19 protein-coding genes are annotated in these 20,912 nt (G+C 61.8%); 6 read left to right on the forward strand and 13 right to left on the reverse strand.

All coding sequences use genetic code 11. From position 1 onward, the window contains the following. Window positions 1-119: 119 nt before the first annotated feature. Entirely contained in the window at window positions 120-1,469 is a 1,350-nt protein-coding gene (locus LF599_RS05155) for an APC family permease (protein WP_279522538.1), read from the reverse strand. Window positions 1,470-1,710: 241 nt separating this feature from the next. On the opposite strand from LF599_RS05155, the gene LF599_RS05160 reads away from it, so the two are divergent. From LF599_RS05160 to LF599_RS05170, 3 genes are read left to right on the forward strand one after another with little or no spacing between them, the layout of a single operon-like run. Further along, a complete protein-coding gene (locus tag LF599_RS05160) occupies window positions 1,711-2,424 on the forward strand; it encodes a FadR/GntR family transcriptional regulator (protein ID WP_279522539.1) in 714 nt (237 codons plus the stop codon). A gap of 2 nt (window positions 2,425-2,426) precedes the next feature. Then, window positions 2,427-3,443, forward strand: a complete 1,017-nt coding sequence (locus LF599_RS05165) for an alpha-hydroxy-acid oxidizing protein (RefSeq protein WP_279522540.1) — start codon at window positions 2,427-2,429, stop codon at window positions 3,441-3,443. A gap of 15 nt (window positions 3,444-3,458) precedes the next feature. Then, window positions 3,459-4,259 carry a sulfite exporter TauE/SafE family protein gene (locus LF599_RS05170; RefSeq protein ID WP_269941472.1) on the forward strand — a complete coding sequence of 267 codons (801 nt, stop codon included), beginning with the start codon at window positions 3,459-3,461 and terminating at the stop codon, window positions 4,257-4,259. Window positions 4,260-4,373: 114 nt separating this feature from the next. On the opposite strand, the gene LF599_RS05175 is transcribed toward LF599_RS05170, so the two are convergent. Genes LF599_RS05175 through lpxB form a run of 3 tightly spaced genes read right to left on the reverse strand, consistent with a single transcriptional unit; the run spans window position 4,374 to window position 7,625 of the window. Further along, window positions 4,374-4,697: a hypothetical protein gene (locus tag LF599_RS05175; protein ID WP_269941471.1), complete on the reverse strand. Its 324-nt coding sequence runs from the start codon at window positions 4,695-4,697 to the stop codon at window positions 4,374-4,376. Between the two features lie 35 nt (window positions 4,698-4,732). Next, complete coding sequence (locus LF599_RS05180) at window positions 4,733-6,421, reverse strand: glycosyltransferase family 2 protein (protein WP_279522541.1); 1,689 nt, start codon at window positions 6,419-6,421, stop codon at window positions 4,733-4,735. A 55-nt stretch (window positions 6,422-6,476) separates the two neighbouring features. Beyond that, the gene (gene lpxB / locus LF599_RS05185; RefSeq protein WP_279522542.1) at window positions 6,477-7,625 is read right to left on the reverse strand and encodes a lipid-A-disaccharide synthase; all 1,149 of its coding nucleotides are present in this window, start codon (window positions 7,623-7,625) and stop codon (window positions 6,477-6,479) included. 131 nt (window positions 7,626-7,756) lie between these two features. On the opposite strand from lpxB, the gene LF599_RS05190 reads away from it, so the two are divergent. Continuing rightward, window positions 7,757-8,680, forward strand: coding sequence for a Gfo/Idh/MocA family oxidoreductase (locus LF599_RS05190; RefSeq protein WP_279522543.1), 924 nt, complete (start codon window positions 7,757-7,759; stop codon window positions 8,678-8,680). 116 nt (window positions 8,681-8,796) lie between these two features. Here LF599_RS05190 and LF599_RS05195 read toward each other — a convergent pair whose 3' ends face one another. The 5 genes from LF599_RS05195 to LF599_RS05215 all read right to left on the reverse strand — a co-directional run bounded on the left by LF599_RS05195 (window position 8,797) and on the right by LF599_RS05215 (window position 13,944). After that, window positions 8,797-9,459, reverse strand: coding sequence for a BON domain-containing protein (locus LF599_RS05195; protein WP_279522544.1), 663 nt, complete (start codon window positions 9,457-9,459; stop codon window positions 8,797-8,799). Between the two features lie 53 nt (window positions 9,460-9,512). Then, on the reverse strand, window positions 9,513-11,132 hold the full coding sequence (locus tag LF599_RS05200; protein ID WP_279522545.1) for a glycosyltransferase family 39 protein: 1,620 nt from the start codon (window positions 11,130-11,132) through the stop codon (window positions 9,513-9,515). 1 nt (window position 11,133) lies between these two features. Then, window positions 11,134-11,754: a phosphatase PAP2 family protein gene (locus LF599_RS05205; RefSeq protein ID WP_269941464.1), complete on the reverse strand. Its 621-nt coding sequence runs from the start codon at window positions 11,752-11,754 to the stop codon at window positions 11,134-11,136. A 52-nt stretch (window positions 11,755-11,806) separates the two neighbouring features. Next, window positions 11,807-12,004: a hypothetical protein gene (locus LF599_RS05210; protein ID WP_269941463.1), complete on the reverse strand. Its 198-nt coding sequence runs from the start codon at window positions 12,002-12,004 to the stop codon at window positions 11,807-11,809. Window positions 12,005-12,102: 98 nt separating this feature from the next. Then, window positions 12,103-13,944 carry a motility associated factor glycosyltransferase family protein gene (locus tag LF599_RS05215; protein WP_319023433.1) on the reverse strand — a complete coding sequence of 614 codons (1,842 nt, stop codon included), beginning with the start codon at window positions 13,942-13,944 and terminating at the stop codon, window positions 12,103-12,105. Window positions 13,945-14,011: 67 nt separating this feature from the next. Between LF599_RS05215 and LF599_RS05220 the strand changes: the two genes are divergently transcribed. Further along, window positions 14,012-16,291: a cysteine synthase gene (locus LF599_RS05220; RefSeq protein WP_279522546.1), complete on the forward strand. Its 2,280-nt coding sequence runs from the start codon at window positions 14,012-14,014 to the stop codon at window positions 16,289-16,291. Between the two features lie 55 nt (window positions 16,292-16,346). On the opposite strand, the gene LF599_RS18280 is transcribed toward LF599_RS05220, so the two are convergent. The 3 genes from LF599_RS18280 to msrB form a co-directional block, all read right to left on the reverse strand. Further along, entirely contained in the window at window positions 16,347-16,511 is a 165-nt protein-coding gene (locus LF599_RS18280; protein ID WP_404823734.1) for an SEC-C metal-binding domain-containing protein, read from the reverse strand. 146 nt (window positions 16,512-16,657) lie between these two features. Beyond that, a complete protein-coding gene (locus LF599_RS05225; RefSeq protein ID WP_279522547.1) occupies window positions 16,658-16,876 on the reverse strand; it encodes a hypothetical protein in 219 nt (72 codons plus the stop codon). Between the two features lie 443 nt (window positions 16,877-17,319). Beyond that, complete coding sequence (gene msrB / locus LF599_RS05230) at window positions 17,320-18,456, reverse strand: peptide-methionine (R)-S-oxide reductase MsrB (protein ID WP_279522548.1); 1,137 nt, start codon at window positions 18,454-18,456, stop codon at window positions 17,320-17,322. Between the two features lie 253 nt (window positions 18,457-18,709). On the opposite strand from msrB, the gene LF599_RS05235 reads away from it, so the two are divergent. After that, entirely contained in the window at window positions 18,710-19,258 is a 549-nt protein-coding gene (locus LF599_RS05235; protein WP_279522549.1) for a hypothetical protein, read from the forward strand. Between the two features lie 73 nt (window positions 19,259-19,331). On the opposite strand, the gene LF599_RS05240 is transcribed toward LF599_RS05235, so the two are convergent. Further along, entirely contained in the window at window positions 19,332-20,912 is a 1,581-nt protein-coding gene (locus LF599_RS05240; protein WP_279522550.1) for a sigma-54-dependent Fis family transcriptional regulator, read from the reverse strand.

Below are 20,912 nucleotides of genomic sequence, written 5' to 3' on the forward strand. Positions count from 1 at the left end.
TCACCCGACAATTCCGCCGAAGGCGGCTCCGCTCCTGTCTTTCTCCACCTCCCGGCCATAAAAAAGGCCGACGCCCGCTGATAGCGCGCGTCGGCCCGATGCTTTCGGTCCGCTTCGGATTATGCCTTTTGCCGTCTGCGGTTTTTGGGTCTGCGTCCGTGCATGAGCCAGACGCCCGACATCAGGATGAGCAGGGAGACGACCAGGAAGTGCAGGAACATGGCCTTCTGGATGGCTCCCCAGATGATGTACACCGATCCGGCTCCGGCCAGGACCGGACAGAGATAGCGGCTGACGTTGCCCAGATCGGTGAAGGTCTTCATGACCCAGATGTAGAGGGAGATGTAGATGACGTACAGGAAGGCGATGGGCAGTTCGGAGATGTCCATGAAGTTGCCCCACCAGCCCGCGAAGTTGCCGTACCAGACCAACAGCCAGAAACAGGACAGACCGTAGCCCAGCACGGCCGAATGGGTGGTGCTGTTGGTTACGGGGTTGACCCGGCAGAAGAAGTCGGGCTTCGGGCCGAGGCCGCGCGAGGCGATGGAGAACATGCCGCGCGCAGATCCCATAATGAGGCCGTTCAGGGTGCCCAGACAGGAGATGATGACGAAGACCGTGAGCAGGGTGCCGCCCAGGCGTCCGAAGATGAGCGAGATGACCCGCACGGGGGCGGCGTCGCCCTCGGCCAGTACCTGCTCGTTGGTCAGGACGCCGGAAATGCCCATGTAGTAGAGCATGTAGATGCAGACCACGGCGATGGTTCCGACCACCAGGGCGCGGGGCAGGGTGCGCTTGGCGTCCCGGAGTTCGGCGTTGATGACCGTGGCGATGATCCAGCCCTCGTAGGCGAAGGCCGTGGACAGGGTGGCCAGAGCCAGGCCGCCGCCTTCACCGGAGACGGTCTTGGCCGCGGTGGTGAAGTTCTCGACGGTCATGCCGTTGGTCAGCCCGGCGATGGTGCCGACCACGGCCACCAGGGCCAGCGGAATCAGCTTGACCACGGTGGACGTGACCTGCCACCGCCCGGCCAGGACGGGCGAGAAGTAGTTGAGCAGGAAGAACAGGGTCATGTAGGCCCAGGCGAAAGGCCACAGGGCGTTTTCCGTGCCGAGAAGGCCCTGGGTGTAGTTGGCCGAAACCCAGGCCAGGACGGCCACCAGGGTCGGGTAGTAGATGAACGTCATGAACCAGGCCACCAGGTATCCGGCGGTTTTGCCGTAGGCCTGTTCGAAGTAGTCCACCACGCCGTTGACCCGCTCGATGCGGGTGGCGATCTTGGAAAAAACATAGGCGGTCACGACCATGATCGCGCCGCCGATGAGCCAGGCCAGCAAGGCCGTGGGCAGGCTTCCGGCCGAAGCCTCAAGCACGTTGTCCGCCTTGAAGAATACGCCGGAACCGATGACGATGCCCACGACCATGGCGGTCGCGGTCCAGAATCCGTACTTTTTCTGTAGAGTTTTCATGCTGATATGGAATCGCCTCTCAAAAGGCAGTATGTGGGGTTGCAACCGCGGCCCGTCCTTTCGATCTACCGCACCTCCTGCGGCGACAGGCCTAGGACCCCTTAACGCCCGGAACGGGGTTACGTCCAGCCATTTCCCCCTTTTGGGGCAGCGTGTTGCCCTTGTTTCTTCTTTCCCCCTTGACTCGGCGGTCAACATGTCCTAAACCGGATTGGTCCAACCAATTTACAAGAGGCGTGATATGGAAGCCAGGCCAGTGACCAGAAAAAGCATATCCGATGAGATCGTCAACCAGATCAAAGAGATGATCGACCATGGACGATTGCAGCCCGGAGACCGGCTGCCGGCCGAGCGGAAGCTGGCCGAGCAGTTCGGCGTGTCCCGCACCACGGTGCGCGAGGGCATCAAGATATTGTCCGAGTCGGGCCTTTTGACCAGCCGTCAGGGAGCGGGAACCTTTGTCAGCCGTCCCGACGAGGGCGGCCGGGGAGGATCGCTCATAGAGGCGGTTCTGACAGGCGATTACGACCTCCAGGACGTGTTCGAGGTGCGCAAGATGTTGGAGCCGGAGATAGCGGCCCTGGCGGCGCGCAATGGTTCGCCGGACGCCAAGATGCGCCTTGAGGCCATTATCATGGAGCAGGAGCAGGCCATCCGGAGCGGCGAGAGCGGGGCGGGCATCGATCACCAGTTCCACCAGGCCCTTGCCGAAGCCTCGGGCAACCCGGTGTTGCGCGAAATGGTCTCGGCCTTGCACGAGGGGTTTTCCCGGAGCCGGGCCGAGGAGGTTCAGTCCCCCCAACGGCAGAAGGCGTCGCTGGCCGCGCACAGGGCTATTGTGGAAGCCGTCAGGAACGGCCACGCCATGCGGGCCGAGCGGGCCATGCGGGAACATCTCGACGAAGTGGAAAGAATCATCTTTGATAATCAAAGAGGAGTATACTCAAGGAGATAGCGATGAAGGAAGTTAAAGAGAAAGCACGGGAACTGATGAAAGGCTTCTGCCGGGTGTGCAAGGTCTGCGACGGCCGGGCCTGCGCGGGCGAGGTGCCGGGCATGGGCGGCCTGGGAACGGGCGCGTCCTTCAAGGCCAACGTGGAGGCCCTGGAAGGCTTCAGGCTGAATATGCGGCTGCTGCATGACGCGGCCGAGCCCGATACGTCCACGACGCTGCTCGGCATCGACATGTCCATGCCGGTCATGGCCGCTCCCATCGGCGGGGTGTCCTTCAATATGGGCGGCGGCGTATCCGAAGAGGACTACATCGACGCGGTGGTCGGCGGTTGCAAGGCGGCCGGGGTCATCGGCTGCACCGGCGACGGCGTGCCGCCCTTTATTCACGAGGCCGGGTTCGCCGCTATCGCGAAGAACGACGGCCACGGCATCCCGTTCATCAAGCCCTGGGAGGGCGGGGAACTCGACGAGAAGCTGGAGAAGGCCCGCGCCACCGGCTGCTCCATGTTCGGCATGGACGTTGACGCCGCCGGACTGATTACCCTTCGCCAGATGGGCCGCCCGGTCGCGCCCAAGCCCGTTGCCGAGCTGGCGAAGATCATCGACAAGGTGCACGGCTGGGGCGCGAAGTTTGTCCTCAAGGGGATCATGACCCCGGACGAGGCCGCGTTGGCCGTTGAGGCCGGAGCCGACGCCATAGTGGTCTCCAACCACGGCGGCCGCGTGCTCGACCACACCCCCGGCACGGCCGAGGCCCTGCCCGACGTGGCCGAGAAGGTGCACGGCGACATCACCATCCTGGTGGACGGCGGCATCCGCACCGGCGCGGACATCCTCAAGATGCTCGCTCTGGGCGCGAACGGCGTGCTTATCGGCCGTCCGGTGTCCGTTGCGGCCGTGGGCGGTTTGCAGGAAGGGGTCGAGAAATACTTCGAGACCATCAGAAGCCAGCTCTCCGGGGCCATGGTTCTGACCGGCTGTGCGGACATCGCGTCCGTGGACGCCAACGTCCTGTTCTAAAGGAGGCTTCGACCCGTGATAACCACCTACCTGCTTTACATCTGTCTCGGCGCGGTCGCCGGGGTCCTGGCCGGATTGCTCGGCATCGGCGGGGGCCTGGTCATCGTGCCCATGCTCAACTTCGCCTTCGAATGGCAGAACTTCCCGGTGGAGCACATCCAGCACGTGGCGCTCGGCACGTCCATGGCCACGATCATCTTCACCTCCCTGTCGTCCATGCGCGCCCACCACAAGCGCGGGGCCATCAACTACAGCGCCTTCTGGCGGCTGGCACCCGGCATCATCGTCGGAACGTACTTCGGTTCCTGGGTCGCATCGCTGCTGTCCACCCTGTTCCTGAAGGTGTTCTTCGGCCTGTTCCTGTATTACGTGGCCACGCAGATGCTGTTGAACATCAAGCCCAAGGGTGAGCGCGAGCTGCCCGGCTATAAGGGCACCTTTGCGGCGGGCAGCGGTATCGGCGTCTTCTCTGCCCTGGTCGGCATCGGCGGCGGCACGCTGACTGTCCCTTTCCTGTCCTGGTGTAACCAGACCATGCATACGGCCATCGCCACGGCCGCGGCCGTGGGGCTGCCCATCGCTCTGGCGGGGACGACGGGATACGTGGTCAACGGTTGGTCTGTGGCGGGGATTCCCGGCCCGCACATCGGTTATGTGTACATTCCGGCCTTGCTCGGCATCATCGTGACCAGCACGCTGACCGCGCCCTTCGGGGCCAAGCTGGCGCACAGTCTGCCCGTGACCAAGCTCAAGAAGATCTTCGCGATCCTCCTGTTCCTGGTCGGCACGCGAATGCTCTGGAACGCCTTGGCGTAATCCGGGACGGACTCCAGGGGGCGACCGTTCGTCTCCATCCCGATCGTTTCGGGATCAGGCAAAAAGAAAGGGACTGCGATGCAGTCCCTTTTTCATTGCGGGCGGGGCGGCGGATTACAGGCCGTGATCCCTTTGGTGCGCGTCCAGCACGTTGTCCACATGGACGAGCTTTTCCTCGATTTTGCCGGGCTTGATCGTGTAGCGGGTGACGGTCCATTCGAGCTGGTCGATGAACTCCACGTGCCCGTAGCCGTTTTCGGGCAGGTTGTCGCGCACGGCTTCGATGAAGTCGTCGATGAGGATGTAGTGGCCCTCGTGGTCGACGCGCAGGACGTCGCCGTTGTAGTCCACCTGTTCGAAGGGGATCAGGTCCTTTATTTTTTCGAATATTTCAGGACTGATGCGATGAAAATCGCCATAGACGCGGACATCTTCCATGCTCTTACTCCATTGGGGAACGTGATGGGCAGGAATTAGGCATTCAGGCCCAGGCGGTCAACCAGGAAGCGGGATTTTTCTTCGAGATCGGCCCAGAGCATGGCCTGGTTCTCCCGGCCCAAACGGTCCAGTTCGTCGTCCGTGTACTTGGTGTCCAGCTTGAGCTTGTTGCCCATGACCTGGCCGATCTGTTTGGCCGTCTTGGATTTGGCCAGGGACGAGTGCTGCACATGGCGCACGGCCAGGCCGCCCACGTACAGGGCCGGGGTGCCGTCGAGGCTCGCGCGCAGGTCGCGGTCGAGGTCGTCGAACTGGGACGGGGTGTAGCGCAGGTCGAAGGGGCCGGTGCGTTTTATGGAGCGCATGTTGACCAGATGGCAGCAGCCCGACACGGATAGGCAGGGCCGGGTGTAGGTGAACATCCCGGTGTCGGGACTGCCCGCGCAGTTGTCGTGGACCGGCACCCGGTTTGGCAGCGCGTCGGGTTCGCCCTCGGGCGGCCGCACGGGAAAGATGTTGTAGTCCGCGGATTGCAGTCCGAAGGGCGGGACCGCCGCAGTGATCCGGCAGCCCACGGCCCCAAGGTCGTCGCGCCCCCGCGTCGGGCCGAGCAGCCGCAGAAGCCAGTCTTCGGGCAGGACGATGTCGTCGTCCAGGAATGCCGCCCAGCGCGCCTTGCGCACCTCGGGCAGGGACAAGAGCCAGTTGCGCGCGGCGGGCGCGCCCACGTTGACCGGCAATGTCTCGATATGGAATCGGTCCGCGTCGAACCGTCGGGCCGCTTGAGCGAGGACCTGGCCGGTGTGGTCGGAGGACCCGTTGTTCAAGGCGAAGACCCTGGCTCGGCCGATCTCGCTGCGCAGAAGGGATTCCAGCGTGTCAGCCAGGAGGTCCGCTTTGTTCCAAGAGTAGAGCAGCACGGCGGCTTCTTCGCAGTCCTCGGGGGATGCCGTGGGCGCGGGGCGGAAAAGATCGTGGAGCTTGAGCGTCAGATTGACGTGCCACGGGATGGCCTGCCACAGCCCGGCGAGCGCGCCCTTGGCCTCTCCGGTGCGGCCCATCCGCAGCAGCAGTTCGCCGCCCGCGTAGGCACGCCACAGTCCCCAGAGGTTCGGGTCGAGGCTCTCGACCACCGGCAGGGCTTCCTCGGGCGGCAGGCAGTGGAAAGCCCGGTCCGCCTCGAAACGCGCCCGCAAAGGGAGGGCGGCCTCGGGCCAATGGACCATGTCCAGGGCGGCCTTGGCGATCTCCGGCCTGCCCATGTGGATGAGGTCCCGCCAGATGTGGTTCAGCCAGCCAAGGCCCTTGGTCGGGTCGCTCAGGACCACGGCCAGGAAGCGCAGAATCAGGCTTCGGTCGTCCTGGCGGGCCAGTTCATGCCATGCGTCGGCGGCCTCACCTTCGCCGGGCTGCGCGGATTCGGCTGCCAGGATCATGAGGCGGGTCAGGGCGCGGTCCGCCCTGAGCCCGAGGTTCACGGCCTTGATCGCCCATCGGGCCAGGTCCGGATGCAACGGGTGCGCCTGCATTCCCCACAGGGCCATGCCCATGGCCGCGCTTCGGCAGCCCGGGTTTTCTTCGCTCAGGATGAACAGGCCGGGCAGCAGACCGGCCAGGGAGCCGGGCAGGCCCATGCCCAGTTGCCAGCCGGAAAAATGGCGCGCAAAGGCTGGCTGGACCGGGGCGCAGGACGGCAGGGTGCGGGGAATGGCGAATCGATTCATTATGGTTGCCGTTTAGCAGAAATGGGGGGACGGGGCCAGTCGGCCGGTCGGCCGGTCAGCCGGTTGGCGGCGCGAGTTTTTCGAGGTCGTCGAGGATGATTCGGGCGGCGCGGAGGGGCGCGCCGGGGTCGCCGACCATGGTGCGCAGGACGTTGAGCCCGTCCTTGACCTCCCGGTAGGCTTCGGGATCGTCCAGCCAGTTCCGGGCCGTTCGGGCCAGGTTCTCGGGCGAGGCCTTTTTACCGATGAATTCCGGGTAGATTTCTTGGCCCAGGATGAGGTTGGGCAGGGAGATGAATTCGACGTTGACGAGCATTCGACCCACCAGCTCGGACAGGGGAGAGACCTTGTAGGCCACCAGGACCGGGGTGCCGATGAGCGCGGTTTCCAGCGTGACGGTGCCCGAGGCGGCCATGATGAACTTGCACGACCGGAAGGTCTCGTACCGTTCGTCCGGGGAGACGAAGGAAACCGGGATGTCGTCGGGCCACAGGGACCGCAGCAGGGATTCGTCCATGCCCGGTGCGCGGACCAGGACATATTCGAGGCCGGGGTGGTCGGCGGCCAGCAGCCGGGCTGTTTCCGCGAATACCGGGAGCAGGGACGAGACCTCCTTGGTCCGGCTGCCGGGCAGCAGCCCCACGCGGTTTTCGTCGGGCCGCACTGCGTCCAGTCTGTCCAGGGGCAGCACGTCCATGAGCGGGTGTCCCACGTAGTCCACGTCCATGCCGTATTTCGCGTAGAAGTCCCTTTCGAAGGGCAGGATGCAGATGACCTTGCGGACGAACTTGCGCAGGAATTCGGCCCTGCCCGAACGCCACGCCCATATCTGGGGACTGATGTAGTAGTAGACCGGGATGCCGATTTTTTTGGCTATCCGGGCGATGCGGAAATTGAACTCCGGGCAGTCCACAAGGATGATGGCCCCGGGCCGGATGGCCTTGAGCTCGCTCTTGATGACCCTTAGCAGCTTGAGGATACGCGGCAAGCCGCCGAGAATCTCGGTTATCCCCACCAGGGAAATCTCGCGCATGGAGTGGCGGGGCCTGAGGCCCTCCGCTTCCATGGCCGGACCGCCCATGCCCGTGAAGGAGACGCCCGGGTCCGCCTGCCGGAGCGCTTTCATCAGTTCCGCGCCGTGCAAATCGCCGGAGGCTTCGCCCACGCTGAACCAGATGGGGCCTGATGGATTGCCTTTCTGCATGGACAGTTAGTAGCCCATGTGCGGTCCGGCCGCAAGACGAACCGGGGAATGCGCCTCTCCGGGGTTGCCATGGGGGCCGTTGCCCTGTACTACTCACACGCACACGTGAACCCTAGAACGAGGTTACATATATGATGAAAGTCGGAGTCGTCGGCCTGGGTTGGATGGGCAGAGTGCATCTGCGCAACTATACCGAAATGGCGGGCGTGGAAGTTGTCGGAGTGGTCGACGTCGATCCAAAGGCGCGCGAAGAGGTTGAAGCACAGTTCGGCGTGAAGGCCTTTGCCTCCTTGGACGAGCTGCTTGCGCACGACCTGGACGCCATGTCCATCTGCGTGCCTACCAGCCTGCACCATGAGACCGGTCTCAAGGTCATGGACAAGGGCATCAACGCCATCATCGAGAAGCCCCTTGCCGCCACCGCGGCCGAGGGCGAGGAACTCGTGGCCAAGGCCAGAGAAAAGGGCGTGGCCCTTATGGTAGGACACGTGGAACGCTTCAACCCGGCGGTTTCCCGGGTCAAGGAGCTCGTCGGCGACGACGTCATTTCCATCCAGATCGAGCGCGTGGGGCCGTATCCGCCGCGTATTCAGGACGTGGGCGTCATCAAGGACCTCGGGTCCCACGACATCGACCTCATCCGCTACCTGACCGGCTCCGAGTTCAAGACCGTGTACGCGGTCTCCTCCACCTCGCTGGGCAAGCACGAGGATTCCGCCCTCATCACCTGCGAGATGGAAAACGGCGTGCTCGCCAACATCACTACCAACTGGGTCACCCCCTACAAGGGGCGCAAGATCAACGTGGCCTGCGAGTCCAAGTACATCGCGGCCAACCTGATTACCCAGGAGGTCAAGGAATACTCGGCCTTCTCAACCTACGACAAATCCTACTCCGTGCGCGAGTGGCCGCTCATGTTCCGCGAGCCGGTCAAGGCCGAACTGACCGCCTTCCTCGACGCTCTGCGCAACGGCACCCCGGTCCCCATCACCGGAGAGGACGGCCTCGAAGTGCTCAAGACCTTTGAGCGCATCTTCGACTGCCTCGACAAATAGCGACCGGCAAGACAGACAATGCGAAAGCGCCCGCTTCCACGAAGCGGGCGCTTTTTTGCGTTATAAGGCTTCCGGCATTCGGCCGGACGGCGCCTTCGGTCAGGGCGTTTCCCGTGCTATTTCCCGGCCACGGAGTTCTTGTCGGGGGTGGGCTGCTCGGCGGGCGCGGGGACCGTGATGTAGTCCACCACGCCTGAGAGTCCGTTGACCTCGGAGGCGATGGCCAGGGCGGCGGTTTTTTGATGGTAGTCCTTGGCGTTGCCGATGAGCACGGCGTGACTGCGGATAACCTCCACGCGGAGATCGGCCCCCTCAAGCCGCCTGGTTTCGGCCAGTCGGCCGCGCAGCTCCTTGAGCAGTAGCTCGTCTCGGGCCGCGTCTCGGGCGGCCGTTCTTGACGGAGCCGCCGGGTAGAATTTGCAGGTGATGATTTTGACGCCTTCCACGGTGGCCGCCGTGCGGATGGCGTAATTCGCCTGATTGCGGCTTTGCATCTGGCCAACGAGATAGGCTCTGCCCTCGAAGACGTGTGCGGAGATATGGATGCCGTTCAGCTCAAGCCGCTCGCGCAGCCTGCGTTCGACCTGGACGTCGCGGACTATGTGCAGGCTCCCGCCGTCAATATTGTCGCGCGGCAGGTACTCGTTGGCCATGACCGCGGCGTCGTAGCCGGTCATGGCGCCTCCGGCCACTTGCACGGCGGGGTAGAGCGCGCACCCGGCGAGGAGCGCGGAAAGGAGGACGGCCAAAGCCGCCTTGTATGTGATTTCGGGCAGCATTGACCCTAAAGTATAGTCGAATATCTAGAGGTTGTCTAACACAATCGCAGCAATCATCCCTTGATGGCCAGGATATGAATCAGCCCCGCGATGGATTGACGGTCGATTATGTGGAATTCGGGCAGCCGTTCTTTGATGTCGTCCCAGTGGGTCGCGCGGATGGCCAGGATGGCCTTGTCGTGCCTGCCCAGTTCCTCGACGAGTTTGTCGTAGTTGTCGTACTCCGGGTAGTCGTGCCCCGCGTAGTAGGAGTAGATGCCCGAGTAGACCCGGGCCGAGAAGGGCGCGTAGCCGTGCTCTATGTAGTCCCGCAGGATCAGGGCCTGGCGGCGGGGGCTCATGGCGTCGTTCAGGGAGGGGGCGGCAAGCAGACCTACCGGATATATCCACAGGATCATGGCCAGCGCGCAGGTCGCGAGCGCGGCGCGGAATCCCTTGGCGCGCATGGAGAGGATGGCCGCGCCGCCGAGAATGAGCGTTCCGGCGCAGATGCCCATGCCGCGCACGGGCACCGGGATGGGGATGAGGTCGCCCGCCAGGAGCAGGACCGAGCCGAGCACGATCCACAGGCCGCCCACCAGCGTCCAGAGTCTGGCGGCCCGGGCCGCACTCATGGTCCGCAGGTCGTCGGCGATGAGGATGGCCAGCGGCGGGAACATGGGCAGGACGTAGATGAACACCTTGCCGCTCAGGCTCGAAAGAAAGGCGAATGTGACCGCGAACATGATCCAGAGCAGGGTCTTGGGGCCCGCCTGCCGCCGTCCGCCCCACAGGGTTCCCCAGAAAGAGAGGGAGAAGAGCCGTTTCACCGGAGCGGTAAACAGGGCCAGGGTCCAGGGCATCCAGGCCAGCGGGAACGCCGCGAAATACCACCAGAACGGTTCACGGTGATGGAAGGTGTGCGTGGCCCTTTCGAGAATCTGCTTGCCGAGTACGGTGTTGATGAGGAAGGCCGGGCCTTCGGCCAGCACCACGCCCGCCACCCATGCGGCGATCATGCCGAGCATGACCAGGACGCCGAGGGCCGTGCGCCGCGAGAGCAGGCGTCGGGCCTCGCCCTTGAAGAGCAGGAACAGGGAAATGTTGACCAGCGGGAACAGGAAGCCGAGCGGGCCCTTGACCAGGGTGGCCGCTCCGGCCAGGGCAAAGCCCACGACCGGCCACCAGCCTTCGTTCTTGCCGGTGTACGCGCGGTAGAAGACGGCGTGGCTCAGGATAATCAGGGCCGCGAACAGCAGGTCCATGCGCGAGTAGTGCAGCAGGGCGGCGACCATGAAGGAGGACAGCAGAATCAGGGTGGACGCCAGGGAAGTGGTCTTGTCGAATTTCAGCATCCGGGCCAGGGCGTAGGCGGCGAACAGGAAGAAGAGGCCGGACAGGGCCGCGCCCAGGAAGAAGACCTCTGGCGTATTGAACGGGGTCAGCTTGTCGAGCAGCCAGAGGAACCAGAAATAGACCGGCGGCTTGTCCGGGTACGCCTGGCCGTTGAGGGCCAGGACCATCCACTTTCCATTGAGGGCCAGGTTGTTGTAGGCGTCGGCGTAGCGGACTTCGTCGGAGAACCACAGGGCGCGGTTGTTCAGGGCGAACCAGGTTTGGGCCAGCACGGCCAGGGTCATGGTCAGCCAGGGGTGATTTTCAAGTCGGGTCCAGATGGTGCGAAGCGCGCTCATGTCATGATCTCCTGAAAAGCGAGGATTCGGCGATGATTACGGCGGCGAAACCGCCCACGCTGCCGAGCAGCCAGCCGAAGAAGACGTCGGTGGGATGGTGCCAGCCGAGATAGATGCGGGAGAATCCGGCCAGGCCGACGAACAGACCGAGCAGGACAGAGACCGCCGTGCGCGACGAACGCAGGGCCAGCGGCAGGGTCCAGCCGGTTATTTCAGTGGTGTGCCCCGAGGGCAGGGATACTTGGGCGTATCGGCCGGAAAGGGGTGCGTACCAATGGCCTTCGCCGGGGCGGGGCCTGCCGATGACGTATTTGGTGAAGTGCACGGCCAGTCCGGCGACCAGTCCCTGCACCACGAGCAGGACGAGCACGAAGCGGAGCTTTTCGCGGTCGCCCGATCTCCAGGCGAAGAAGAGCATTGCCGCGTAAAATACGTAGAAGACGGGGTTGCACCAATTGGTGACGAGCCGCATGAACGCGGCGAGCCCGGCATGGGCGGCGCGGTGGTCCTTGAAGAACAGGGCCACGTCGCTTTCGTTCGCGAACCCGGCCCAGATGACGGCCAGGATAATCAGGAGCGGCGCGGAGTAGAGCGCCCAATGCTTCAGGGGAGTACAGCTCATGCGGGTTTATAAGCCATCGGGGGAGCCCAGGCAAGCCGGGCCGGGCGCGTCCCTAGGACTCGCCGTCTCCGTCGGATGGGTATGGTTCGTGGGTGTAGCGGGCCCAGATTTCGGGGCTCGCGTTCAGTTCCTTGAGAATATCGGTCAGGGCCTTGCCTTCCTGTTTCCAGTACTTGTCGGCGTTGTCCGAGCATTCAAAGGGGATGACCAGGGTGCCGTCCTCGGTCAGAAAGGGTTTGTTCTCGTCCATGGCGGGGGACTATTCCATGGAACCGCCGCAATGACAAGCGCCGGTTGCGGCGGTCGATTCATCCGTGTTCGCGGGAAGTTGGGTGCGCCACGCCCGGATCAGGCCACGGCCTGTTCGTTCGGGGGCAGGCAGACCTTGCGGTCGATCTCGCGGACCTTCTTGAGGACGTTTTTGCTGATGCGCTTGAATTCGCCCAGGTCCTTGGCTTCGTAGGCGAACTTGGCCCGGGTCAGTCCGGCAAGGTCCACGATCTCGTTGAACAGATACGGAGCGTAGAGCGGGTCCTGTTTGATGAACAGCTCCATTCGGTTCAGCGCTTCGTGCACGCTCTTCTGGTTCGCCTTGAGGTTCTTGAAGAGCTTGGCGAGGTGCTTTTCCATGTTGTGCAGGGAGGAGGTCCACATGGGCGAGCGCGGGTCCATTCGCAGGGGCGGCGCGTTGTGTTCACAGGCGCGGAGATCGCCCAGGAACCGTTCCACCGCGCCCGGGGCCGAGGCCAGAACGCCTTGCGAATAGGCCGTCTCCACGTCCACGACCTTGGTTCCCTCGATGGGAACGCCGCCGCCGTAAAGATTGTAGACCGGGAAACCGGATTGTTTGAGGTCGTCCTCCAGTTCGCGTTTGGCGGTCATGTACTGCACCGTGGTCAGGATTTCCTCACCACTCATGTTCCTGGTGGTTTGGTGCCAGGAGCGCAGGCGCATACTGGTGGTGTGGTTGTGGTGGCCGCCCGAGTGGGACCGGCCGTTGATCCAGGCGTAGTCCTGCCCGGCCAGGAGCAGATGGGAGACGCCGCAATAGCGCAGGAAGCGCGACAGGGTGACGGAGACATTGCCGCCAGCGTCCAGGACCAGGTCGCGTTCCTTGAGGACGTAGGTGCCCACGCCGCCCACGGTCCACAGGGGCAGGGTAGGGCCGGGGTACCGCTTGAGGATCATGGGATCGATTTTCGTGGAATAGATGAGCGGCACGTCCTGGACGAAGTCCGGGTCCAGCCTCTCGAACACCTTGAGCATGGACCCGTCGTAGTCGATGGCTGCGCACAGGTGCGGCTTGATGCCGAGCGTCTGGAGGGACGGGATGGTTTGCAGGGCGCAGGTGTAGAGCACATGCCCCATCTTTTCCTTGAGCAGAGGAGCCATGGTTTCCAAGGAAGGCCCTGCGCCGAGGATGACTGCGCCCACGCCCGCGCCCCGGCCTTCCATGGGCTTGAGGCTGCCGTCGCGCATGGCCTTGGCGAAGTTGTCGATCTCGTTGCGGACCATGACGTCCTGGCGATGGCGCAGGGTGGACAGCTCCAGGGAGAAATTCTCAAGCTTGTTCTTCAGCCAGGTGGACCAGCGGGCGTATTCCGGCCCGAGCTGGCGGCTGGGGATGTCGCTCTTGAGATGGATGCTGCCGTAGACGAATTGCAGATCCAGGTTGCGGACCACTTCGGACAGGAACCGTTCGTCCGGAATCATCACGTGGAGCTTCTTGCGCTCGAAGAAAGGGCGGTAGTCGGTCTGCCCCAGGCAGGCCAGGAGCATTTCCGGCCGAGGTTCGAGGAGCATGACCTTGTGCGTGTCCGGTGTGTTGGCGAGCACGTGATTCACGCCGTACCCCAGGTTGGAGCCGACGACGAAGGTGGCCGAGGTCGTCGCCTTCTCGGGCGTCGTCCAATTGCCGTACAATCCTTGCGGGGGGAGTGATTCGAGTATTCCCTTGCCGCTTTCCATACGCCAGTCGAGCAGGCCGAATTCGTTGATGAACAGGCTGTTTCGCAGTTTGTCTTCATCGAAGGGACGGGAGGAAAGCCACTGGAAAATGGGATTTCCGGTGCGTTGCAGGTATTCGATGTTGTCTTTCAGAAACGGGTACGGATTCATGGCACGGCCTCTCATGCTCAAAAAATGGACGGTGACGAGGAGAAAATGCAGATTGTATGCCAGTTGCGTCATGCTTGTTTTTGACCTAGGGTGCGGACATCGATTTCCAATCCAAACCACATGATTTCAGGGCGCTGCGATGAACAAGAACCTGCTCGAACTGATCGGCGACACACCGCTGGTGGAGATACGCCGCCTCAATCCCAATCCGAACGTCAGGATTTTGGCCAAGATCGAGAGCCGCAATCCCGGCGGTTCCATCAAGGATCGCGTGGCCGCTGCCATGATCGAGGCGGCGGAGAAGTCGGGCGAGCTGACCGGCGACAAGATCATTATCGAGGCCACCTCCGGCAATACCGGCGTGGGGCTGGCCATGGTCGCGGCCATCAAGGGCTATCGCATCAAGCTGATAATGCCCGAGACGGCGAGCGAAGAGCGCAAGATGATCATGGCCGCCTATGGCGCGGAGCTGGAGTTGACCCCCGGCCATCTGGCCACCGACGGGGCCATCGAGCAGGCCTACCGCTATGCCCGCGAGGAGCCGGACAAGTACGTGCTCATGGATCAGTACAACAACCTGGCTTCCATACGGGCGCACTACATGGGCACCGGGCTTGAGATCTGGAATCAGACCGGCGGCGCGGTGACGCACTGCGTCATGACGCTTGGCACCTCGGGCACGGCCATGGGTATCGCGAAACGGCTGCACGAGATGGGCGACGTCTACGTGGCCGCCGTGGAGCCTTATGCGGGCCACAAGATTCAGGGCCTCAAGAACATGCTCGAATCCTACCCGCCGGGCATCTACGACAAGAACGCGCTGGATGAGGTTCTGCACGTCGAGGACGAGGTCGCCTTCGAGAACTGCCGCAGGCTGGCGCGCGAGGAGGGCATCTTCGCGGGCATGAGCTCGGGCGCGGCTCTCGGCGGCGCCTTGCAGTTGGCGGAACGGCTGGACAAGGGGCTCATCGTGGTCATCTTCCCGGACTCGGGCGAGCGATATCTGTCCACCCACCTCTACCGTCGGCGGTCCGGCAGCGGGGTGACGATTTTCGACATGGCGTCCAACGCCGACAAGATGCTCAATACCGGCAACGGGCTGGGCGCGTACACCATGGGGCCGAGCCTGGACAACCCGGACGGCCTGGATTCCTGGCGCAGGCTGGCGTTGCTCGATGTGTTCATCAGGCATCTGGCCGGGCGGGGCGTGGAGGCTGTCGGCGTGGCCGGGTTGACCGACATGGACGACCGGACCCTTGTCGCCGCCCGCGAGGAGGGCACCGACCGCGCCTCTCTTGCCGAGGCGCGCCGCGAGGCTATTCTGGAGCGCGGCCGGGCCATGGGGCTGTCGGACTCCCTGAGATTTCCCCTGTCCTCGGCGAGCAACGAGACCGCTTTGAATTTGTGCCGGAAGCTCCTGGGCAAGGGGCTGGCCTACGAGAAGCTGCGGTCCGTCTATTTCGACGTGTTTCGCGACAAGCGGTACGGCGAGATCGGCACCGTGGACATGGACAAGGTGTCCGGCGGTCGCACCGTGGACCTGGACGCCTACGTCAAGGACAATCCCCTCGACTTCACGCTGCTCAAGCGGGCCTCGCTCATGGACCTGAAGCGCGGCGAGGTGCTGGAGACCCAGTGGGGCAACGTGCGTCCGAGTTGGTTTCTGCAACACGCGGCCATGGCCCTGGACGAGGCCGAGCGCACGGATGTGATGATCGGCTCGGACAAGCACCGCTTTCCGCACTTGGAGAACCTGCGGGCCATCTGGTCCACGGCCGGTCGCGAGGTCCAGGCGTGGATGGCCTGCCAGCAGACTTCGGAAGGCGAGGGCGAGACCCTGGCGACCGTGGCCGAAAAGCTTGGCGGCTACCGCGCGGCCCGGCTCTGGCTGCTGTCCGTGTCAACCCGCAAGCCGCTGTGCGCGTCCGACGACAACCTTTCCATGTGGGCGCGCAACTGGCGCCGCATTCAGGAGGGCGCGGCAGCCCTGACGCTCGCTCTCGGCGCGCGTGGCGACACGGTGCCCAGCGATGTGAATCAGGCGGTATTCGATCTCAAGGCGGCCTTCAAGACGGCCATGGACGACGGCCTCAAGCTCCATACGTTCTGGCCCGCCCTGTTCAAGTTTGTCAAACAGGTCAATCACTGGACCGCGAGCGACGAGCTTACCGGCGCGGCGGCCGCGATCTGCCTCGACGAGCTTAAGGCCGTCGACGCCATCCTCGCCATCCTCGACCCCGCCCAGATGCCCGTTCCCCTCTCCGACCTCCCCGTCGAGGTCCAGGGCATGGTCGCCGACCGCCAGAAGGCCCGGGACGCCAAGGATTTCGCGCTGTCCGACCAGTTGCGCGACAAAGTCGCGGCGGCAGGCTTCCGAGTGGAAGACACCGGCGGCGCGCCGAGGGTGTTCAAGGCATAGGGATTATTTGCGATAGAAAAGCAGAGGGCCGTCCGAAAGGGCGGCCCTCTGCTTTCTATGAGAATTGACTGTCGACGTTATAATTTTGAATTATAGTTGTAGCTTTTTTGCGTATTCGTTTTGCATGACATTTTTTGTACTTTAATCCGGAACCGCAAGGACAAGGACTACCAGGACCACAACCATTCTTGACAGAAATTTCAAGCTCGTTTTTCCACATCAATAGCCAGTCAATAATTTCTGCTTCTTTGCCAGAGAATTCTCTAATTGGTCGAAATGATGTCTCTCCATAATTTGTGATGTTATAAAACGCGTCGATAATTAATATATAATCATCAACGAGCCTATTATTTGATATATTTTTCCTTATGTTGTTTTCTTGTCTATTCTTGTAAACTTTTTTGGTGTCAGGTAGAAATAAATTTCATTTTCTCCATCTCTATTAGGCGTGATATCGACATAATCGCCTGTTTCAGATTGCCAAATTGCATGGAATTCAGCTTCAATAAAAATTTTTGGCATTATCCATATTTTCCATCCATATATTGTACTTCCACCATTTTGTTCAATTTTTTTTTTGAACATTTAAGAAGCATTCATCAATGAGGGCATGTTTTTCTTTTTGTATTTTAATAAAAAAAGGCCTCTCAGATGATATTTCGGAACAGAAATTTTTGACTTCCTTAGTTATGCTAGGTGGTACTATTTCCATAATGTGTGCCCTTGAATCTCTGTTTTTTTGATGAAATGATTTTATTTGACTTAATGGAGAAATCACATCGCTTTCTATTGGACATTATGGGTAGCATATAGTTTGAAAAATATATAGGACTATATGTAGTTGGAAATTTATGAAGCCGAAGGCGCAAAATGGGATGGAAGGGTGCGAACCCTTCCCCGCCGGAGGCGAAGTCATTCGACAATTGCCGCGCAGCGGACTTCAAATCTTGATTTCCTCCTCCTCTCCGCAGTCAAAAAAAGAGCCGCCCCATTTGGAACGGCTCCTTTGCGTTTCGCGAAATGCGTGGCTAGTCAAACAGATACAGGAATTCACCATACCCCTCGGCTTCCATTTTATCCTTGGGGATAAAGCGCAGGGCGGCGGAGTTCATGCAATAGCGTTGGCCCGTGGGCAGCGGACCGTCCGGGAAGACGTGGCCCAGATGGGAGTCGGCGGCCTTGCTGCGCACCTCGGTGCGGGGCTGGAAAAGACGACGGTCCACCTTTTCCACGAGGTTCTCCGGGACCAGCGGCTTGGTGAAGCTCGGCCAGCCCGTGCCGGAATCGTATTTGTCCGTGCTTGAGAAGAGCGGCTCGCCACTGACCACATCCACGTAGATGCCGTCCTCGTGGTTGTCCCAGTATTTGTTGTCAAAGGGCGCTTCCGTGCCCTCATGTTGGGTGACCTGGTACTGGAGGGGCGTCAGGGTCCGCTTGAGCTCGGCGTCGCCGGGCTTGGTGAATGTGTCGTCGGAGGCCGGAGGTTCGGGCGCGGTGCGGCGGGCCGCCTCGATGACGTCGTCGGCCTCGTCGCCCCAGTGCTCGCTCACGAACCTGTCGCGGCCGGAAAAGCGGCGGTAGGTCTTGTAGCGCACCGGGTTGAGGCCGGAATATCCCTGGTGGTAGCCTTCGGCCGGATAGAAAGTGGTGAACTCGATGACGGGCGTGACCACGGGGCTGTCAAACCGGCCGGACGCGTCGAGAGCCTGTTTGGAGGCTTCGGCGATCTCCCTTTGTTCCTCGTTGTGATAGAAGATGGCCGAGGTGTATTGGAACCCCCGGTCGCCGAACGAGCCGCCGTCGTCGGTGGGGTCGAAATGCCGCCAGTAGTGGTCGAGGACCTGGCTGTAGCTGATCCGCGACGGGTCGAAAGTGACCTGCACCGACTCGCGGTGGCTGGTAAGACCGCTTGCCACCTGTTCATAGGAAGGGGTGGCCTCCACGCCGCCTGCATAGCCCGAAACGGCCTTTATCACGCCGGGCAATTTCGCCATGTCGGATTCGATGCACCAGAAGCACCCGCCGGCCAGGGTGGCCGTTTCTTGTTTCAATCTGCCGTTATCAGCCATTTTCACTTCCTCCGATGAAAAGGATGGGGTCGGTCCGAAGCCGAGTTGCAGGCCCAGGACCCCGATCAGAATTATGAATGCGAACTTGCGCTGCATGATTGTCTCCGTAATGGATATTAGTAGCCATTATCGAAATAGACTAGGTATAATTCCCGGCAAGTCAATGGCGTATGGTGGATGCAATGAGCGGACTGGGCCAATGGGAACCATTATTTTTGCCAGAAAAAGATGGATTTTTGGCTTGTTTTGGGGCAGTGGCATTGCTTCGTGGCGACAGGATGTGCATAGTGGGCGTGTCAGGCCGTCGGCCGCGAACGAATTTCGCATTCAATCACATTAAGGAGAGACCATGCCTAACCAGAACTACACTCTTTTCAGCGGCGGCGCCCAGGGTGCCGAGAACCAGTTCGGCAAGCTCGCCGAGTATTACGGCCTGTCCGAAGTGAACTACACCTTTGAAGGCCACCGCATCGAGCGCACCCGCGGCGTGCGCGTTCTGACCGATGAGGAACTGACCCAGAAGGACGTCAGCCTGACCTACGTTTCCAAGCTCCTGAACCGCAAGTTCACCAACGCCGAGAAGATGCGCAAGGTTCTGCAGACCATCATGTGGCAGGTGGATTCCAGCCAGCAGATTTTCGTTATCGGAACCATTCTGGATGACGGCACGGTCAAGGGCGGCACCGGCTGGGGAGCCGAGTTCGCCAAGATCTGCAACAAGGAGCTGTACGTTTTCGATCAGGCCAAGGACGCCTGGTCCAAGTGGGAGCACGGCGCCTGGGTCGAGGCCAAGGCCCCGGTCGTCACCGCCGGTCATTTTACCGGCACCGGCACCCGCTTCCTGGAGGAAAACGGCAAGAAGGCCCTTGAGGATCTGTTCTCCCGTTCCTTCAAATAGAGCCTTTCAGACGAACATGAAAAAGGCGGCCCGGATAGTCCGGGCCGCCTTTTTTTATTGCGTTCGAATCGAATTACATTTCGAGCTTTTTCTTGGCCTTCTTTTTGGACTGCGAGTACTTCTTCACGTCGATGTTGTACTTCTTCACCTTGTAGTTGACGATCCGATAGGACACGCGCAGGTCGCGGGCGGATTGCAGCATGTTGCCGCCGGTCTTCTTCAGCGAATCGACGAGCAGCTCCTGCTCGAACTTGGCCACGGCCTCGCCGAAGGAGAGGTTGGTGCCCGTGGCCGAGCTTTCCGCCGACTGAAGGGTGGGCGGCAGGTGGTAGGTGCGGATGACCTGCTCCTCGCAGAGCAGGACCGCGCGCTCCATGCAGTTCTTCAGCTCGCGCACGTTGCCTGGCCAGTGGTACATGACCAGCAGCTCGATGGCGGGCGTGGAGATGCGTTTGACCTCCTTGCCGTATTCGTCGGTGAAATCGGCCAGGAAGTGTTCCGCCAGGGGAAGGATGTCCTCCCGCCGCTCCTTGAGGGGCGGAATGAAGATGGGGAAGACGTTGATGCGGTAGTACAGGTCCTCGCGGAACTGGCCTTTTTCCAGCAACTCCTCCAGCGGCTGGTGGGTGGCACAGATGAGGCGCACATCCACTGTGATGGTCTGCTCGCTGCCGACCCGCTGAATCTCCTTTTCCTGGATGGCCCTAAGCACTTTGGCCTGGGCGTCCATGGACAACTCGCCTATTTCGTCCAGGAACAACGTGCCCTGGTCGGCAACCTCGAACAGGCCGCGTTTGGTCTGAAAGGCTCCGGTGAAGGCGCCTTTCTGGTGGCCGAACAGCTCGGACTCGATGAGCTCTGACGGCAGGGCCGCGCAGTTGAGCTTGATGAGCGGCTTGTCCGCGCGCGGGCTGGCCTGATGGATGGCCTCGGCCAGCAGCTCCTTGCCTGTGCCGGATTCGCCGCGCAGCAGCGCTGTGGCACGGCTCGGGGCCACCTGTGCGGACTGGCGCAATACCAGCCGCATGGCCTTGGAGGCGGCCACGAAGTCCTTGGGCGGGGTCGCTTCCGCGCCGCCCGCCATAAGTCCCTGGGAGAGCAGGTGGTTCTGGGTGGCCATCTCCTCCTGCAACTGCGCCACGTGACCGGCGATGATGCCCGCCACCACTTCAAGGAAGTCGCGGTGGGCGGCCATGTCGTCAGCCGGGATGAGGGGCACGTCCACGGACAGCGCGCCGATGACTTCGGACTCGTCCGAGCGGACGTTGATGACCGGGACGCAGATGAAGCCGAGTTTCCTCAGCTCCTCTTCGCTGCGGCCGAACGCCTTGTTCAGGAACTCGGGATCATCGGACATGCGAGGCACGCTGATGGACTGCCCGGAATTGAAGACCCGGCCGATGATGCCCCGGCCCGGCGAGTATGTGACGTCGTCGGACTGCGCGGGGCTGTAGGTCAGCGAGAGCTTCAGATTTTCGGTCTTGGGGTCCATGATGACCATGAACGCCCGGACGTATTCCATGTCCAGGGCCAGAGTCTTCAGGAGCGAGTTGAGCGCTTCCTCAAGGGTTTGTTCCTGCCTCAAGGATTCCTGAATGGTCTTCAGCGTGTGCAGATAGCCGAGATCGGAGTGGTCCTGCGTGTAGGTTGCCAT

Source organism: Pseudodesulfovibrio thermohalotolerans (genome assembly GCF_021353295.2).
Lineage (GTDB): Bacteria > Desulfobacterota > Desulfovibrionia > Desulfovibrionales > Desulfovibrionaceae > Pseudodesulfovibrio > Pseudodesulfovibrio thermohalotolerans.

Bases quoted from the DNA above. Each gene is read 5' to 3' on its own strand.
- LF599_RS05215 (WP_319023433.1), bottom strand. From the start codon at position 13,944: ATGACGCAACTGGCATACAATCTGCATTTTCTCCTCGTCACCGTCCAT.
- LF599_RS18280 (WP_404823734.1), bottom strand. From the start codon at position 16,511: ATGTGGAAAAACGAGCTTGAAATTTCTGTCAAGAATGGTTGTGGTCCT.
- LF599_RS05200 (WP_279522545.1), bottom strand. From the start codon at position 11,132: ATGAGCGCGCTTCGCACCATCTGGACCCGACTTGAAAATCACCCCTGG.
- LF599_RS05195 (WP_279522544.1), bottom strand. From the start codon at position 9,459: ATGCTGCCCGAAATCACATACAAGGCGGCTTTGGCCGTCCTCCTTTCC.
- LF599_RS05225 (WP_279522547.1), bottom strand. From the start codon at position 16,876: ATGTTCAAAAAAAAAATTGAACAAAATGGTGGAAGTACAATATATGGA.
- LF599_RS05180 (WP_279522541.1), bottom strand. From the start codon at position 6,421: ATGAATCGATTCGCCATTCCCCGCACCCTGCCGTCCTGCGCCCCGGTC.
- LF599_RS05190 (WP_279522543.1), top strand. From the start codon at position 7,757: ATGATGAAAGTCGGAGTCGTCGGCCTGGGTTGGATGGGCAGAGTGCAT.
- lpxB (WP_279522542.1), bottom strand. From the start codon at position 7,625: ATGCAGAAAGGCAATCCATCAGGCCCCATCTGGTTCAGCGTGGGCGAA.
- LF599_RS05205 (WP_269941464.1), bottom strand. From the start codon at position 11,754: ATGAGCTGTACTCCCCTGAAGCATTGGGCGCTCTACTCCGCGCCGCTC.
- msrB (WP_279522548.1), bottom strand. From the start codon at position 18,456: ATGCAGCGCAAGTTCGCATTCATAATTCTGATCGGGGTCCTGGGCCTG.
- LF599_RS05235 (WP_279522549.1), top strand. From the start codon at position 18,710: ATGCCTAACCAGAACTACACTCTTTTCAGCGGCGGCGCCCAGGGTGCC.
- LF599_RS05220 (WP_279522546.1), top strand. From the start codon at position 14,012: ATGAACAAGAACCTGCTCGAACTGATCGGCGACACACCGCTGGTGGAG.
- LF599_RS05160 (WP_279522539.1), top strand. From the start codon at position 1,711: ATGGAAGCCAGGCCAGTGACCAGAAAAAGCATATCCGATGAGATCGTC.
- LF599_RS05155 (WP_279522538.1), bottom strand. From the start codon at position 1,469: ATGAAAACTCTACAGAAAAAGTACGGATTCTGGACCGCGACCGCCATG.
- LF599_RS05175 (WP_269941471.1), bottom strand. From the start codon at position 4,697: ATGGAAGATGTCCGCGTCTATGGCGATTTTCATCGCATCAGTCCTGAA.
- LF599_RS05165 (WP_279522540.1), top strand. From the start codon at position 2,427: ATGAAGGAAGTTAAAGAGAAAGCACGGGAACTGATGAAAGGCTTCTGC.
- LF599_RS05240 (WP_279522550.1), bottom strand. From the start codon at position 20,912: ATGGCAACCTACACGCAGGACCACTCCGATCTCGGCTATCTGCACACG.
- LF599_RS05210 (WP_269941463.1), bottom strand. From the start codon at position 12,004: ATGGACGAGAACAAACCCTTTCTGACCGAGGACGGCACCCTGGTCATC.